The sequence below is a fragment of the Bacillus sp. 5w2 genome, from assembly GCF_054353775.1.
Map to the genome: position 1 here is coordinate 1 of NZ_JBTIWT010000005.1, position 16,288 is coordinate 16,288.

17 protein-coding genes are annotated in these 16,288 nt (G+C 37.1%); all 17 read right to left on the reverse strand.

The features are described from left to right. Positions 1-526: L,D-transpeptidase (locus ACXY7N_RS11730; protein ID WP_488592422.1), on the reverse strand; the 526-nt coding region annotated here is incomplete at its 3' end. A gap of 16 nt (positions 527-542) precedes the next feature. Beyond that, complete coding sequence (locus ACXY7N_RS11735; protein ID WP_016086363.1) at positions 543-1,511, reverse strand: aromatic acid exporter family protein; 969 nt, start codon at positions 1,509-1,511, stop codon at positions 543-545. 100 nt (positions 1,512-1,611) lie between these two features. Next, positions 1,612-2,334 carry an amino acid ABC transporter ATP-binding protein gene (locus tag ACXY7N_RS11740; RefSeq protein WP_016086362.1) on the reverse strand — a complete coding sequence of 241 codons (723 nt, stop codon included), beginning with the start codon at positions 2,332-2,334 and terminating at the stop codon, positions 1,612-1,614. Then, entirely contained in the window at positions 2,327-2,986 is a 660-nt protein-coding gene (locus ACXY7N_RS11745; protein WP_001046918.1) for an amino acid ABC transporter permease, read from the reverse strand. Before ACXY7N_RS11745 ends, ACXY7N_RS11740 begins: the two co-directional genes overlap by 8 nt. A gap of 36 nt (positions 2,987-3,022) precedes the next feature. Further along, positions 3,023-3,802, reverse strand: coding sequence for a transporter substrate-binding domain-containing protein (locus tag ACXY7N_RS11750; protein ID WP_000735473.1), 780 nt, complete (start codon positions 3,800-3,802; stop codon positions 3,023-3,025). Positions 3,803-4,202: 400 nt separating this feature from the next. Further along, positions 4,203-4,616 carry a BrxA/BrxB family bacilliredoxin gene (locus tag ACXY7N_RS11755; protein ID WP_170959980.1) on the reverse strand — a complete coding sequence of 138 codons (414 nt, stop codon included), beginning with the start codon at positions 4,614-4,616 and terminating at the stop codon, positions 4,203-4,205. A 142-nt stretch (positions 4,617-4,758) separates the two neighbouring features. After that, positions 4,759-5,166, reverse strand: a complete 408-nt coding sequence (locus tag ACXY7N_RS11760) for a YjdF family protein (protein WP_016086360.1) — start codon at positions 5,164-5,166, stop codon at positions 4,759-4,761. A gap of 121 nt (positions 5,167-5,287) precedes the next feature. Next, positions 5,288-5,752 (reverse strand): NUDIX hydrolase, encoded by a 465-nt coding sequence (locus ACXY7N_RS11765; protein WP_016086359.1) that lies wholly within the window; start codon positions 5,750-5,752, stop codon positions 5,288-5,290. 69 nt (positions 5,753-5,821) lie between these two features. Beyond that, entirely contained in the window at positions 5,822-6,526 is a 705-nt protein-coding gene (locus ACXY7N_RS11770) for a DUF421 domain-containing protein (protein WP_016086358.1), read from the reverse strand. Between the two features lie 106 nt (positions 6,527-6,632). Next, on the reverse strand, positions 6,633-7,811 hold the full coding sequence (locus ACXY7N_RS11775) for an FtsW/RodA/SpoVE family cell cycle protein (protein WP_000831202.1): 1,179 nt from the start codon (positions 7,809-7,811) through the stop codon (positions 6,633-6,635). 340 nt (positions 7,812-8,151) lie between these two features. Next, positions 8,152-9,468, reverse strand: coding sequence for a dihydrolipoamide acetyltransferase family protein (locus ACXY7N_RS11780; protein WP_016135325.1), 1,317 nt, complete (start codon positions 9,466-9,468; stop codon positions 8,152-8,154). Positions 9,469-9,483: 15 nt separating this feature from the next. Beyond that, a complete protein-coding gene (bfmBAB, locus tag ACXY7N_RS11785; RefSeq protein ID WP_016086356.1) occupies positions 9,484-10,467 on the reverse strand; it encodes a 3-methyl-2-oxobutanoate dehydrogenase subunit beta in 984 nt (327 codons plus the stop codon). A 13-nt stretch (positions 10,468-10,480) separates the two neighbouring features. Beyond that, complete coding sequence (bfmBAA, locus tag ACXY7N_RS11790; protein WP_000852549.1) at positions 10,481-11,482, reverse strand: 3-methyl-2-oxobutanoate dehydrogenase subunit alpha; 1,002 nt, start codon at positions 11,480-11,482, stop codon at positions 10,481-10,483. 27 nt (positions 11,483-11,509) lie between these two features. Beyond that, positions 11,510-12,931, reverse strand: a complete 1,422-nt coding sequence (gene lpdA / locus ACXY7N_RS11795) for a dihydrolipoyl dehydrogenase (protein WP_016086355.1) — start codon at positions 12,929-12,931, stop codon at positions 11,510-11,512. A 4-nt stretch (positions 12,932-12,935) separates the two neighbouring features. After that, entirely contained in the window at positions 12,936-14,039 is a 1,104-nt protein-coding gene (gene buk / locus ACXY7N_RS11800; protein ID WP_000115778.1) for a butyrate kinase, read from the reverse strand. A gap of 87 nt (positions 14,040-14,126) precedes the next feature. Continuing rightward, positions 14,127-15,227, reverse strand: coding sequence for a leucine dehydrogenase (locus ACXY7N_RS11805; RefSeq protein WP_016086354.1), 1,101 nt, complete (start codon positions 15,225-15,227; stop codon positions 14,127-14,129). A 34-nt stretch (positions 15,228-15,261) separates the two neighbouring features. Continuing rightward, on the reverse strand, positions 15,262-16,161 hold the full coding sequence (gene yqiS / locus ACXY7N_RS11810) for a phosphate butyryltransferase (protein WP_016086353.1): 900 nt from the start codon (positions 16,159-16,161) through the stop codon (positions 15,262-15,264). Positions 16,162-16,288: the final 127 nt, after the last annotated feature.

Here is a 16,288-nt window from a genome sequence, read left to right on the forward strand (position 1 = left end):
ATTCGTTGGCTTTTTCATATGCAATGGCTCCTTTTTCTTTTGCCAATTGCTGAAATGATTTTTTCGACTTCACAATCCATACTTTCGTTCCGATTGGAATGCGATCAAATAAATACTCCACATCGTTTTTCTTCATTCTTATACATCCTTGTGAAATATACTTTCCAATTGAACCAGGTTGATTTGTTCCATGTATTCCATATTTACTTCCATCAGTTCCTCTTGCATTAAATCCAATCCACCTTGACCCAAGTGGATTTTTCGGTGATCCACCTGGAATATCCTTCGCAATATAATACGGATCCTTCGCTTTCATTACAACATCAAAAGTTCCTTCTGGAGTTAATTCATTTGTTTTTCCTGTCGCTACTGGAAAAACCCTTTGAATCTTTCCATCGTCAATGTAAGCTAATTTGTTCGTTGCTTTATTTACAATAATAAAAGGATCTCCTGCACGTGGATTATCACCAAGAGGCCAAATCGGTGATAAAGAAAGACATAATATGATAGAGAGAAGATACGGCATAAATAATTCCTACCTTCTATATAAGTTCTTTTATATTATCCTTTCCCTTAAAGCGACTTTTAATGAGTAAATATTGTTCCATTTCATACACAAGTTGAACAAGTTTCGCACGTATTTCAAATTCTTCACGTGTAACTGGCAATGGCATGTCTCTAAATAATTCTCTCATTTCTTGAAGCTGTCTTAAGGAAATAACCCCAGTACTCTCCGGGCTAATAGCATTCCCAATGTTTTCAACCACATCCGCAATCATGTCAGCTTGTTCATATGTCCATGATAAAGAAGCTGCTAATGGTATCATCCGCTCTAAAATTTCGAATTGTTGCATACGCATATTAAAATAACGATAGTAATAACCATCTTCTCGCATAAATGCATTCTCAAGTTTCTTAAACGATAAATCCCTTGCTTCATTTAGCATATTTTCAGTTTCAATAAGTTCTGCCCCGCTCCAACTACTTTCTCTATTTCGTAAATAAACGACCATTTCAAACAAAATTGTTTTAAAATTACTTTCTATTTTATCCTGATACTCTTTTAGCTTATTTTCACTACTTGGCATATACATATTTACTAATAAAGCCACGCTAATCCCTATCGTTAATATCGCAATTTCATTTCCAACAATAAGCCATGTAATTTGTTTCAATGAATATAGATGCATAACAATAACTGAACTCGTGACAATACCTTCTTGAATTTTAAGCATAACTGCAGTCGGAATAAATGTAAGTAATAATACACTGATTGCAAGTGGTGTATATCCAATTGTTTCAAAAATGCAAAACGCGAATACCATTGATAATATACAAGCTAAAAAACGATGTAACGATACTTGAAGTGATTTACGCTTCGTATTTTGTACACATAATATAACTAAAATCCCCGCTGAACTATAAAATTCTAATCCTAATAACTGAGCAATAAAAACTGCTGCGCCTGTCCCTATTGCTGTTTTTACTGTACGGTATCCAATTTTGAACATAGCATTGCTCCTATATGTATAAACGTATTTACAGTTAGTATAAAAAAAGGATGACACAATGTCATCCTTTTCTACTTATTATTCACGTAACCTTTACATATTACAATATCTTTTGTAAAAATTGTTGCGCACGTTCACTTTTCGGTGCTGCAAAAAATTCTGCTGGCGCACTATCTTCTACAAGCTTTCCACCATCTAAAAAGAGAACACGATCTGCCACTTCTTTTGCAAATCCCATTTCATGTGTAACAATCGCCATCGTCATTCCTGTCGTAACTAATGATTTCATAACTTCTAACACTTCTTTCACCATCTCTGGATCTAGTGCTGATGTTGGTTCATCAAATAACATCACTTCTGGTTCCATCGCTAACGCTCTCGCTATTGCTACACGTTGCTTTTGCCCTCCCGAAAGACGGTTTGGATAGGAATCTTTCTTATCAAGTAATCCTACTTTATCCAGAAGTTCCTGAGCTTTTTTCTCAGCTTCATTCTTCGCTACTCCTTTTACATTAATAGGAGCATACGTAATATTTTCTAATACAGTCATATGAGGAAATAGATGAAAATGCTGAAATACCATTCCGACATTTTCACGAACGTGCATAATATTCGTTTTCGGATTCGTTACTTCTTCCATTCCAATCCAAATGTGACCATTTGTCGGTGCTTCTAACACATTCATACAACGTAAAAATGTTGATTTCCCTGATCCAGACGGTCCAATAATTGCAACTACTTCCCCTTTTTCAATCGTTGTTGTAATCCCTTTTAATACTTCGTTTTTTCCAAATGATTTATGAAGGTTTTCAATTTTAATCACTTTTCTTCATTCTCCCTTCAATTGCCTTCCCGACTAATGTAAGAATAATAACTAACGTATAATAAATCAGGCCAACAAAAAGTAATGGTTCAAGATATTTAAACGTTTCACCACCGACAATGTAAGCACGGCGCATTAAATCCGTCGCCCCTATTACTGTTACTACAGCCGATTCTTTCGTAAGAGTCGCAAACTCGTTCACAAGCGCTGGTAATATATTTTTTAATGCTTGAGGGAAAATGATATTTCTCATCATTTTCCCGTAAGGAATCCCTAAAGCCATCGCTGCTTCTGTTTGTCCTTTATCCACTGCTTGAATACCCGCACGGATTACTTCTGACATATATGCACCTGAATTTAAGCTAAATGCAAGTACAGCTGCTAAGAAGGCTGGTATTTCATAACCAATTATTTGCGGGACACCGAAATAAATAATCATTAATTGCAATACAAGTGGTGTACCACGGAAAATTGATGTATAAAGATCTGCCGCTATATTTAATGCTCGTATTCTAGCAATTTTACAAAGTGCTAATAACGTTCCTAAAATAAATCCTGCTAACGCTGATACTGCCACAATTTTCAAAGTAACTTCTAGACCTTTTAATATATACGGTATCGAAGGCGTAATCGCCGAAAAATCTAAGTTCATTCTTTTCATTCCCCTCACAGAAAAGTGAAAGGCAGCTTATTTTTCGCTGCCAAACCATTTCTTCACTAATTTATCCATTTCTCCATTTTCTTGCATTTTTTTAATTACTTTATTAAATTCAGCTGTTTTATCACTATTTTTTGGAAGGGCAATTGCTGCTCCTACTTCTTCTGGCGCTTCTTTAATTTCAATTCCTTGTAAATCTTTCATTTTCTCTAAATAATTTTTAGCAACTGTGTCTTCTATAATTGCAGCATCAAAACGACCAGCTTTAATTTCTTGTACGATTTCTGGTATGCGGTCACGTCCCTCAACTTTGAAATCTACTTGTTTTTTAAATTCTGCTGCTTTCTCTTCTTGAATAGATCCTGTTTGTACCCCTACTTTTTTTCCTTTTAAATCCTCTACAGATTTAATGTTAGAATCCTTTTTAGAAACGACCATGTTTTTTGCAACAAAATAAATATCTGTGAAATCAACATTATTTTTACGCTCTGCAGTTGGCGTCATACCTGCCATTACGAAATCAACTTTTCCTGAGCTAAGAGATGCTAATAAACCACCAAAATCCATATCTTTCACTTTCACTTCATAACCAAGTTCTTTTCCGATATATTTAGCAACATCAACATCAAAGCCGATAATTTCATCACTTTTTGAAGCTTCCACGTATTCATATGGTTTATAATCTGCTGAAGTCCCCATAACCAGTACTTTTTTATTTTTTCCAGTAGCTTTTTCTTCCCCATTACTACATGCGCTGAACATACTTACAATTAAAATAAGTGCAAACGATATTGATAATAACTTCTTCATCTTTCTTCCCCCTAATAATGTATATTTAAAAGTTTAATAGAATATTTATTCGATGTTTGTATTGTATCAGCACTTTCATTTTTATGCAATATATAAAATAAAAATAAATGAAATAACACTATTAACAATGTTTAACATGTATAAAATAATGCATAAAACAACATAACTATGCATGTCCCATAAATTTTAATACTAAATAAAAAAGGCGGTACATCCACTTGATTGTGGACGTACCGCCTTTTCGCTTATTTTTATCCCGCTTTAACGGGCAGTAAGACCCCCATCTCAACATTTAGCAAAAACAAAGAAGTTAGATGGGGGATCAACTGCCCGTAAAAGCCCGATTGGTTCAACTAATAATCAGTGGGGATGAACCACCCCCACTGATTAAAGTTTCACTTTATAGTTCTTCACAATTATCTTCGAAATAAGATTGTAGTTTTGCAATTACTTGCATTGGTTCATGACCTTCAATTTCATGACGCTCTACCATCGTTACAATTTTTCCATCTTTTAATAAAGCGAATGATGGAGAAGAAGGTGGATACCCTTCGAAATATTCACGAGCTTTTGCTGTTGCTTCTTTATCTTGACCTGCAAACACTGTTACAAGATGGTTAGGACGTTTATCATAATGTACGGAATGCGCAGCAGCAGGACGAGCAATACCACCTGCACAACCACATACAGAGTTTACCATTACAAGTGTTGTTCCATTTCTTTGAAACGCTTCTTCTACTGCTTCCGGCGTCGTCAATTCTGTATATCCAGCAGAAACAATCTCTTCACGCGCTTGGCGGACAACATCATTCATAAAAAAGTTAAAATTAATCAATCTTTTCCCTCCTCTAAAACTACCTATTTGTATCTTACCAGTTAATGTTTATGAAATACAAGTAAGTTTACTTGTATTTCAGCATAGAAAAGGTGTTAGAGCAGGGCTCTAACACCTTTTTTTAATGACCACGATGTTTTTGCTTTGCTTTTTGTACCTTGATTAAGCGTCTTCTTTGTTTTTCAGCTTCTCGCTTCTCTTTAGATTGCACTTTCTTTTCTTGTTTATGCAATTCATAAGATAAGCTAATTGCCTCTTGCGCCTTAGTAAAACGGTTTACATTTACTGCTTTTGCTGCTTGTCGTATAATCCGCTTTATATTTTTGGGACGCTGTTTTTCTTTCACTTCCACACCACATTTTGCAAAGTGCTGAAAATACGCTAACATTGAACCGTTCACAAATATAAGCACTTCTTCGTCTGAAGGTTCCGTTCCAAAAATATACCTTGCTCCATACAACTTCCCTTTTTCTTTACATGTAATAATCCCTACAAAAAATTGACCATCGTGATATACTGTCAAATCCATTGACAGCCCCCCCTTTAAAAAATTAGAAATACGGGACATCCCGGAGGGGAAGGTTACTGACATAAAATCATGCGTCTGGACTACCAACCAGAGCTGTGTTTTTGTATTTCTTTCACTATTATTATATCTTTTTTTCCATAATCTTCATATATTCAACAATCATTTTTTTATGAGATCCTACAATATAGTCAGGTAGTTCTGTTACTTGGAAAAATTTAAGCTGAACCGCTTCTTCTTTGTTCATAACAAAGTTCCCTTCGTATTCATCCGTATAATAAGCTGTTGTGACAGATTGAAATTCATCACCGTTTGCTAATTTTGTAAAATAGTTCGCTCCAGAAAATACATTAATTAATCGTAAGTTCTTCACTTTTATTCCTGTCTCTTCATATACTTCCCGGTAAGCTGTTTCTTCTGGTGATTCACTAAGTTCCATGAGCCCACCAGGCAGCCCCCATTTTCCGTACGGCTCTGTTCGTTGCTGTAGTAATACATATCCATTTTCATTTATAACGAGTACAACAGCACCAACTAAAATTAAAGGGCGATGACCAACTATTTTTCGTAATTCTTCTACATATCCCATCGTATCCCTCCTTTTTCGTTGTCCACACTATTGTATCATATGTATGAAAAGACAAAATGCGTATATTTTTCATTTTTTTAACAAAATATTTATTTTATGTGCTTCATCCACTGTAGCTAACATAATGGATTCGATTTCCGCACTCTTCTCTAAAAACTCTTTCGCCCACTCTTCTGTTTTTCCTAATAAAGCAAGAACATCTTGCTGAATCCTCCCATCCTTTACTAATACAAAAGAAACTGGAGATTTTTTTCCCGCTACTTTAAGATCCAGCCGCGAGACTGCTTCATATTCTGGATACCGAAATATAGAAACAACACCGCTCGCTTCCCATAGTGCTAATTTAACCGTTTGAATATCGCTCACATTTCGCATACGAAGTTCCGAAAATAAATATTCCACCGTAATTCTCGCTTTTTTCAAATTGCTAAAATCAATGGAACCATTGTGTATAAGAATAATAGGTGCTGGCTCTAAAAAGCGTCTCCATCTATCCCATTTCAACATTAGAACTGAGCTTATAATGTGAAGTACAACGAGTATGAACGTTGTAATCATCGAACCGAGTAATCCCACTTTTTCATCAGATAATGCGTTAGAAATATTCCCACCAAGCAATAACACTAATACGACATCTAAAAAACGAAGTTGTGCGATGGACCTTTGTCCCATCGCTTTCGCAACTAATATTAAAAATATGTATGCTATGATAGCCCGAATAACCCATTCACTATTAGAAAGATGCCGTGCCCCTTCAAAAATATGCATATGCATCACTTTGCACTCCTTACCATCTCAAACTGCTATTCTGTTTTAGTTTGCAACGTTTAAGAGCATATATGTAAAAAAGCTGATTCGTTTAAAAACGAATCAGCTTTTTTCACTTGACGGAAAACATATATTTTTTATACGTTTTTCGTACCGATAATATGAGACCCATCATAATCATATTTGAGAACAAGGAACTTCCCCCATATGATAAGAAAGGTAATGCAATCCCTTTTACAGGCATTAATCCAACGATCATACCGATGTTTTGGAATATTTGAACCGTTAATATCCCAATTGATCCAGCACATAATAATGTACCGAATAAATTATCAGCAGAATAACCGATAATAATTGTTCGATATAGTAGTAATAGGAACAAGAATACAACTAACGCTGCTACGATAAATCCACCTTCTTCGGCAATTGTAGCGAAAATAAAGTCAGTATGCTTCTCAGGGATATAGACGTTCCCTTCGCCAAATCCTTTCCCTTCCATACCGCCACTACCTACAGCTAAAATCGATTGCTGTGTTTGATAACCTTGATCTGTATGTTCAAATGGATCTAACCAACCTAAAATACGTGATTGTTGGTGAGGTTTTAGTAAAGTAACTAAATTATTAAAGAAGAAATCCTCATACCTTACGTAAATAAATATTAACGCAGATAATATGGTGACTGGAATAACTGTACATAACGCTATCAATTTCTTCTGAATACCTGACATAAATAAAATACATGCAATTGCAGCAGCATATAAGAACACCATCCCTGTATCCGGTTGGCTATATACAACAGCCATAGGCGGTAGGGATACTAGCACAATTTTACCTACTAATTGTAAATCCGTTTGGAATGTTCTTGCCATATACTGTGCATTATGTTTCACTGCTATACTTGCTACTACGAGAAGCAATGAAATTTTGAAAAACTCAGATGGTTGAATTTGTCCAACTAACGGAAATACAAACCATCTTTTTGCACCTAATTTTTCAGGTGTGAAAGTGGAAACCGGTAGTATTTTCAAAAGAATAAGTGAACCAAATCCAACGATATAAAGTGGCCAAGACAATTTTTGTAATTGATCTAAGTCGATGCTTGCAACAAGCAATAACAATACAACTCCAATTATGTAGTTCAAACCCTGTTTCATCGCAAAGTTTGCCTCTCCATATTGGCCAGTTTGCTGACTGCTATATATAGCAGCTATACTCGTAACACATAATGCTAACAAAATTAATATTAATTTTACATCTAAACTTTTTAGAAACTCGGTACTTCTTTTCATGACATCCTCCTGAAACATTGTTACAGCAAAATAAAAAACCAGGAGTCAACATTCTTCATGTTTTGACGACTGATTACACATTATCTATAAAACACTTATATAGAATAACTCTCTTTTTCATACAATACAATATATTATACTACAGTTTCGTCAGTAAGATTTGCCAAAAAAATTATTCTTTTCTTATTTTATATCTATATACCATATATCAGCAATGTATTTTCGTAAATTTCTAATACATACTCGTTCATTGTAAGATTGCCGGGAAAAGTGTTTTACATATAGTAGGATGTAAATGAAGAAATAAGATGATAAAAAGCTCGCATAAGCGAGCTTTTTATTAATATACAGATGTATTATTTTCTGACGTATTTTCTAGAATTTCTTTTACACGTCCTAAGAACTTACCACAAATTAAGCCATCTAGTACACGGTGATCAAGTGATAAACATAAGTTAACCATATCGCGAGCACCGAACATACCATTGTCCATAATTACTGGGCGTTTTACAATTGATTCAACTTGTAAAATAGCCGCTTGTGGGTAATTAATAATACCCATAGATTGAACAGAACCGAATGATCCTGTGTTATTAATTGTAAATGTTCCACCTTGCATTTCGTCCGCTTTTAACGATTTCGTACGTACTTTTCCTGCAAGCTCTGTAATTTCACGAGCGATACCTTTAATCGTCTTCTCGTCCGCGTGTTTAATTACTGGTACAAATAGTTCGTCCTCTGTTGCAACAGCGATAGAAAGGTTAATATCTTTCTTCTGAACGATTTTATCGCCAGCCCACATTGAGTTAATTTGAGGATACTCTTTTAACGCTTGCGCTACTGCTTTTACGAAGAAAGCAAAGAACGTTAAGTTAAAGCCTTCGCGTTTTTTGAAATCACCTTTAATTGAATTACGGTATGACACAAGGTTTGTCACATCTACTTCAATCATCATCCAAGCGTGTGGTGCTTCATGTTTACTACGTAACATGTTCGCTGCAATTGCTTTACGCACACCTGTTACTGGAATTTCGATATCGCCAGGCATTGTTGGTACAGAAACTGTTTTCGCAGGTTCTACTTTTTGTGCTACTGGCGCTGCTTTTGGTGCTTCTGGACGCGCTTCTGCTACTGCTACTACCGATTCCTCTTTTTTCGCACCTGCTTGCGGAATATTTCCAGATTCCACCAGCTTTAAAATATCTTTACGAGTGATACGGCCATTTGCTCCCGTACCTTCTACTAAATCTAAATCAACGTTATGCTCACCCGCAAGTTTTAACACAGCTGGTGAAAAACGTGGTTTTCCATCAGTTGGTTGTTTTGCTTTCGGTGCTTTTTCAGGCGTAGTTACTTCTGCCTTTGGTTCTTCTTTTGTTTTTTCCTCAACAGCTGTTGCTGCTACTTCATCTGCGCCTTCTACTTGAATAACACAAACTACTTCACCTACAGCTAACGTATCACCTTCACCAGCGATTAACTCTTTCACAATACCAGTGAAAGAAGATGGTACTTCAGCATTTACTTTATCAGTCATTACTTCTGCAAGCGGATCATACTTATTTACGTGATCGCCAACATTTACGAGCCATTTACTAATTGTACCCTCTGTAACGCTCTCCCCGAGCTGAGGCATTGTAATATTTTCTACAGCCATGTATAGTCCCCCCGATTAAAATTCCGCAAGTTCACGCATTGCTTTTTCAACTTTATCTGGATTTACCATAAAGAATTTTTCCATTGTTGGTGCATATGGCATTGCTGGCACGTCTGGACCTGCAAGTCGTGCGATTGGCGCATCTAAATCAAACAGACAGTTTTCAGCAATAATTGCTGCCACTTCACTCATAATACTTCCTTCTTTATTGTCTTCTGTTACAAGAAGAACTTTACCTGTTTTAGAAGCTGCTTCAATGATTGCTTCTTTATCTAATGGATATACAGTACGTAAATCAAGAACGTGTGCAGAGATGCCATCTTGCGCTAACTTTTCAGCTGCTTGAAGTGCAAAGTGAACACATAATCCGTACGTGATAACAGTAATATCATCACCTTCGCGTTTTACATCTGCTTTTCCAATTGGTAATACGTAATCATCCTCTGGCACTTCACCTTTAATTAAGCGATATGCACGTTTATGCTCAAAGAATAATACTGGATCTTCATCACGAATTGCTGCTTTTAATAAGCCTTTTGCATCATATGGTGTAGAAGGGATAACAATTTTTAAACCTGGTTGGTTTGCAAACATCGCTTCCACAGATTGTGAATGATACAATGCACCGTGAACACCGCCGCCAAATGGCGCACGAATTGTAACTGGACAAGTCCAATCGTTATTAGAACGATAACGAATTTTTGCTGCCTCAGAAACAATTTGGTTTACTGCTGGCATGATGAAATCTGCAAACTGCATTTCAGCGATTGGACGCATACCATACATTGCCGCACCAATTGCTACCCCAGCAATTGCAGATTCTGCAAGCGGTGCATCAAGCGCACGATCTTCACCAAATTGATCATACAAACCGTGTGTCGCTTTAAATACGCCACCTTTTTTACCAACATCTTCTCCTAAAACGAATACTTTCTCATCGCGTTCCATTTCTTCGCGCATTGCTAATGTAATAGCATCAATATAAGACATTACAGCCATGAAACGTTCCCCCCTATTCTGCGTATACGTGCTTCAATGCATCTTCAGGTGCTGCATACGGAGCATTTTCTGCATATTCTGTTGCTTCATTTACGATATGCATAATTTCGTCTAACATTTGTTTTTCAAATTCCTCAGTTAACACGCCAGCTTCTTTTAAATAAGCTGCAAATGTTATAATTGAATCTTTTTTCTTTGCTTCTTCAACTTCTTCTTTATCACGATAAACACGATCATCGTCATCACTAGAATGCGCTGTTAAACGATATGATACTGTTTCAATTAAAGTTGGGCCTTCACCACGACGGCCGCGGTCTGCCGCTTCTTTTACAGCTTTATATACTGCAAGCGGATCGTTTCCGTCTATTGTATATCCAGGCATACCGTAACCAATTGCACGATCTGATACGTTTTTACATGCTAATTGTTTTTCAACTGGAATAGAGATTGCGTATTTATTATTTTCACACATGAAAATAACAGGTAGTTTGTGTACACCAGCAAAGTTTGCCCCTTCATGGAAGTCACCTTGGTTTGAAGAACCTTCTCCAAATGTAACAAACGTTACTAAATCTTTCTTCTCCATTTTTCCAGCTAATGCAATACCAACTGCATGTGGTACTTGTGTTGTTACTGGAGATGATCCTGTCACAATACGATTTTTCTTTTGACCGAAGTGACCAGGCATTTGACGGCCACCAGAGTTTGGATCTCCAGCTTTCGCGAAAGCAGACAACATAAGCTCTTTAGCTGTCATACCAAATGCTAGTACAACACCCATATCACGGTAGTATGGTAATGCATAATCTTTCTCTCTATCAAGAGCGAACGCCGCTCCAACTTGCGCAGCCTCTTGTCCTTGACAAGAAATTACGAATGGAATTTTACCAGCACGGTTTAATAACCACATACGTTCGTCGATTTTACGTGCAAGTAACATCGTACGGAACATTTCTAATACTTGCTCATCACTTAAGCCAAGCTCTTCATGGCGCTTTTCTTTTACTTCTGCCATTTTTCATAACCTCCTAAATCCACATTTTTATGCGTGTAACGCTTTTCCATCTACAGCTAATGCTGCTTCACCAATCGCCTCAGATAATGATGGATGCGGATGAATTGTATGTGCTACTTCCCAAGGTGTTGCATCAAGTACTCTTGCAAGACCCGCTTCAGAAATCATATCTGTTACATGCGGTCCAATCATATGAACACCAAGAATGTCATTTGTTTCTTCATCAACTACAAGTTTTACAAAGCCATCAGATTCGCCATATACAAGTGCTTTTCCGATTGCACGGAATGAGAATTTACCTACCTTTAACTTATAGCCTTTTTCTTTCGCTTCTTGTTCTGTTAAACCGACAGAAGCAACTTCTGGACTGCTATATACGCATTTTGATACCATAGAATAATCAATTGGTGTAACTTCTTTACCAGCAATATGTTCTACTGCAACAATTCCTTCATGAGAAGCAACGTGAGCAAGCTGTAAGCCACCGATTACATCACCGATTGCGTAAATATGCGATTCTTTCGTTTGATAAAACTCATTTGTTTGAATGTATCCTTTTTCCACAACGATATCCGTATTCTCTAAACCAATATTTTGCGTATTAGCTTGTCTTCCTACAGATACAAGCATTTTTTCTGCTTTAAATTCTTTATTCTCACCGTTATGTTCAGCTTGAATTGTTACTCCATTATCTTTTACCAATGTTTCTGGTAATACTTTTGCACCAGTTACCACTTTAATACCTTTTTTCTTGAATAGACGTTGCATTTCTTTTGAAACGTCTTGATCTTCTAGTGGTAGTATCGTTTTCGCATACTCTAATACTGTAACTTCTACACCGAAGTCAGCAAGCATAGATGCCCACTCAATACCGATTACACCGCCACCAACGATAATAATCGAGCTAGGAAGCGTTTCCATTTTTAGGGCATGATCAGAAGACATTACGTACTCTCCGTCTAATTCTAAACCTGGTAATGAATTCGGACGAGAACCTGTTGCAACAAGTACATTTTTTGGAATTAACATTTCATTCTCTTCTCCACTTGCAAGTTCAACTGAAATTGTCCCTGGCATCGGAGAGAAAATAGATGGGCCAAGAATACGGCCAATACCTTCAAACACATCAATTTTACCTTGTTTCATTAAGTGTTGAACGCCTTTATGAAGTTGCGTTACAATCTTCTCTTTACGCTCTTGCACTTTCGCAAAGTTTAGTTCTACATTACTTGCAATAACCCCGAACTCTTCGCTTTTTTTAGCAGTTGCGAATACTTCCGCACTACGTAAAAGGGCTTTACTAGGAATACATCCTTTGTGTAAACAAGTACCACCAAGATTTTCTTTTTCAACAAGTGCAGTTTTTAAACCTAGTTGTGATGCACGAATAGCAGCAACATATCCACCAGTACCGCCGCCAACGATGACTAAATCATATTCTCTTGCCATTATCTCAACCCCTAGCTACTGTTTGTTTTTCTCTTACAACATACTCTTTCGCCGCTTCTTCTTCACGTAATACACGAAGTGCTCCTTCTGCTAACGCTTCTAACTCATCTTCCCCTGGATGTACGATAACATCTGCAATCCAGTCCACTCGTTCTTTTATTTCATCAACAAGAATTTTACTGTACGCAAGTCCACCAGTTAATACGATTGCATCGATTTTCCCGTGAAGCACAGCACTAGCTCCGCCAATTTCTTTTGCAACTTGATATGCCATCGCTTTATAAATAAGAGTTGCTTCAGGATCACCTTTTTCAACCATTTGCTCTACTTTAATTGCATCATTTGTACCGATTAGACTTACAAGTCCACCTTGTCCGACAAGCTGTTTCACCATTTCGTCTCGGTAATACTCACCAGAGAAACACATTTCAACTAGCTGTCCTACTGGTACTGTACCAGCACGCTCTGGGCTAAATGGTCCCTCTCCGTTTAAGCCATTATTTACATCGATAACTTTTCCTTTTTTATGAGCACCAACTGTAATACCGCCGCCCATATGTGTAACTAATAAATTTAAATCCTCGTATTTGTGGTTTAATTGGTCAGCTACTTTACGAGCAACTGCTTTTTGATTTAATGCATGGAAGATACTTTTGCGTTCCATGCCAGCAATACCGCTTATACGAGCAATCGGCTCCATTTCATCTACAACGACAGGATCCACAATGAATGCAGGAATATTTAATCCCGAAGCAATTTCATAAGCTAAAATGCCTCCGAGATTTGAAGCGTGATGACCACTAAACCCATTTTTCAAATCTTCTAACATTGCATCGTTTACTGTATACGTACCGCCTTCGATTGGACGAAGTAATCCACCACGCCCACAAACAGCGTTTAATTTTGAAATGTTAATACCATGAGAATGTAGAACTTCTAAAATCGTTTCTTTACGAAACTCATATTGGTCGATAATTCGCTTATATTTTCCAATCTGTTCTACGTCATGACGAATCGTTTCTTCTAGAACAGGTCTTTCATTATCAAAAACACCAATTTTTGTGGATGTACTACCTGGGTTAATAACAAGAATTCGATTTACAGACAATGTTGCTACCTCCACTAATAAATTTAAAAGGAAGTGGAAACCTCATAAGAGGTAACCACACCTTTTGTAAAAGTTATATATGAATGATTAGCGACGGCTAATAATATCGTGACCGTTGCGTAAGTATGTGCTACGAGAGTTTTTCAAGCTTGCAATGCGCTCTTCAGCTAGACGATCTGCTGCTACATAAGTTGCTATGCCATCGCGTTTTGAGATTTCGATTACTTTTGCAATTGTGTCATAGATAGACTCAACACGTTTTAGTGCACGTTCTCTATTGTATCCATATAATTCGTCTGCTACGTTAATTACGCCACCTGCATTAATAACATAGTCTGGTGCGTATACAATACCCATTTCATGAATCATGTCGCCGTGACGATCTTCTTTTAATTGGTTATTTGCAGAACCTGCGATTACTTTTGCTTTAAGTTGTGGAATAGTTTCGTCATTAACTGTTGCGCCTAATGCACATGGTGCGTAAATATCACATTCAACACCGTAAATTTCATTTGGCTCAACTGCTGATGCACCGAATTCTTCTACCGCGCGTTGTACAGCTTCTTTATTAATATCTGTAACGATTAATTTTGCTCCTTCAGCATGTAAATGTTTGCATAGGTGATATGCTACGTTACCAACGCCTTGAACAGCAATTACTTTTCCTTCTAAATTATCAGTACCGAAAGCCTCTTTCGCAGCTGCTTTCATACCACGATAAACACCGTATGCAGTTACTGGAGATGGGTTACCAGAAGAACCGAATGATGGTGAAATACCTGTTACAAAGTCAGTTTCTTCGTGGATAATATCCATATCATCTACTGTTGTACCAACATCTTCAGCTGTAATGTAACGTCCGTTTAGTCCTTGAATGTAGCGTCCTAATGCACGGAACATCGCTTCGCTCTTATCTTTACGTGGATCACCGATAATTACTGTTTTCGCACCACCTAAGTTTAAGCCAGCTGCTGCGTTTTTGTATGTCATCCCTTTTGCAAGACGCAATGCATCTTCAATCGCCGCTTCTTCAGAATCATATGTCCACATTCTTGTTCCACCAAGAGCCGGTCCAAGTGTTGTATCATGAATTGCAATGATTGCTTTTAAACCAGATTCTTTATCTTGACAAAATACTACTTGCTCATAATCATATTTTTCTAAGTATTCGAAGATTTCTAATGTCATTGTCGTTTCCCCCTAGTGTTTTACCCTATTTGGTTTATTTTGAAGCAGTCGCAACTGCCAATGCTAATGAATATACTTTTGTTTCTGCTGAATCAGCACGAGATGTTAAAACAATCGGTGCTTTTGCGCCAGCAATCATTGCTCCTACTTTTGCATCCGCAAAGTATACGAGTGATTTATATAGCACATTTCCAGCTTCAATCGTTGGGACGAGTAAAATGTCTGCCTTACCTGCTACATCACTTACTATGCCTTTATGTTCTGCTGCAATTTGTGATACTGCATTATCTAAAGCAAGTGGTCCATCAACGACACAATTTTTAATTTGTCCGCGGCGATTCATTTGAGTTAACATCGCTGCATCAATTGTCGCTTGCATCGCAGGATTAACAACCTCTACCGCTGCAATTGGTGCTACCTTTGGCAAATCCATTCCTATTGCCTGGGCAACTTCTACAGTATTCTGTATAATAGCAGCTTTTTGTGTTACATCAGGTGCAATGTTCATCGCTGCATCTGTAACAAAAATCAGACGATCGTAATTTGGAACTTCAAATGCTGCAACGTGTGAAAGTACGCTACCTTTACGAAGTCCCCACTCTTTATTTAATACAGCTTTCAAAATATTTGCTGTTGGGATGTTCCCCTTCATAAGCACATCTGCTTCGCCATTTCTTACAGCTTTAACAGAAAGTTCTGCAGCCTCAGCACTTGACTGTGCTGCAATCACTTCAATATGTTCTGAAGTTTGTAAACCATGTTCTTGTAACATCCCCATTATTTTTTCTTGATTTCCATATAGACGAAATTGAGCTAGCTGTAATTTAATTGCTTTCGCTACAGCTTCAATTACTTCATGATCTTCAGCTACTGCTACAGCCACAGTTTTTTTAGGCTGTCCTGCTGCTTGATCAATTAAGTGTTCTAACTTCATATTTTGTAATCAACCCTTTCCGTCGTCCCTCGTCTATTTATAAAGCAAATACCGTGCCAACTTTTAAAAGTGGTCTTACCAATAATGAAAACGCATTCAAAATGCAGTAAAATCAATACTTTGGAAA

What these genes read in the sequence shown, in the direction of transcription:
- ACXY7N_RS11735 (WP_016086363.1), bottom strand. Translation starts at nt 1,511, where the DNA reads ATGTTCAAAATTGGATACCGTACAGTAAAAACAGCAATAGGGACAGGC.
- bfmBAB (WP_016086356.1), bottom strand. Translation starts at nt 10,467, where the DNA reads ATGGCTGTAATGTCTTATATTGATGCTATTACATTAGCAATGCGCGAA.
- ACXY7N_RS11755 (WP_170959980.1), bottom strand. Translation starts at nt 4,616, where the DNA reads ATGAATGATGTTGTCCGCCAAGCGCGTGAAGAGATTGTTTCTGCTGGA.
- bfmBAA (WP_000852549.1), bottom strand. Translation starts at nt 11,482, where the DNA reads ATGGCAGAAGTAAAAGAAAAGCGCCATGAAGAGCTTGGCTTAAGTGAT.
- ACXY7N_RS11775 (WP_000831202.1), bottom strand. Translation starts at nt 7,811, where the DNA reads ATGAAAAGAAGTACCGAGTTTCTAAAAAGTTTAGATGTAAAATTAATA.
- ACXY7N_RS11750 (WP_000735473.1), bottom strand. Translation starts at nt 3,802, where the DNA reads ATGAAGAAGTTATTATCAATATCGTTTGCACTTATTTTAATTGTAAGT.
- ACXY7N_RS11760 (WP_016086360.1), bottom strand. Translation starts at nt 5,166, where the DNA reads ATGGATTTGACAGTATATCACGATGGTCAATTTTTTGTAGGGATTATT.
- ACXY7N_RS11770 (WP_016086358.1), bottom strand. Translation starts at nt 6,526, where the DNA reads ATGCATATGCATATTTTTGAAGGGGCACGGCATCTTTCTAATAGTGAA.
- ACXY7N_RS11745 (WP_001046918.1), bottom strand. Translation starts at nt 2,986, where the DNA reads ATGAACTTAGATTTTTCGGCGATTACGCCTTCGATACCGTATATATTA.
- lpdA (WP_016086355.1), bottom strand. Translation starts at nt 12,931, where the DNA reads ATGGCAAGAGAATATGATTTAGTCATCGTTGGCGGCGGTACTGGTGGA.
- yqiS (WP_016086353.1), bottom strand. Translation starts at nt 16,161, where the DNA reads ATGAAGTTAGAACACTTAATTGATCAAGCAGCAGGACAGCCTAAAAAA.
- ACXY7N_RS11765 (WP_016086359.1), bottom strand. Translation starts at nt 5,752, where the DNA reads ATGGGATATGTAGAAGAATTACGAAAAATAGTTGGTCATCGCCCTTTA.
- ACXY7N_RS11780 (WP_016135325.1), bottom strand. Translation starts at nt 9,468, where the DNA reads ATGGCTGTAGAAAATATTACAATGCCTCAGCTCGGGGAGAGCGTTACA.
- ACXY7N_RS11805 (WP_016086354.1), bottom strand. Translation starts at nt 15,227, where the DNA reads ATGACATTAGAAATCTTCGAATACTTAGAAAAATATGATTATGAGCAA.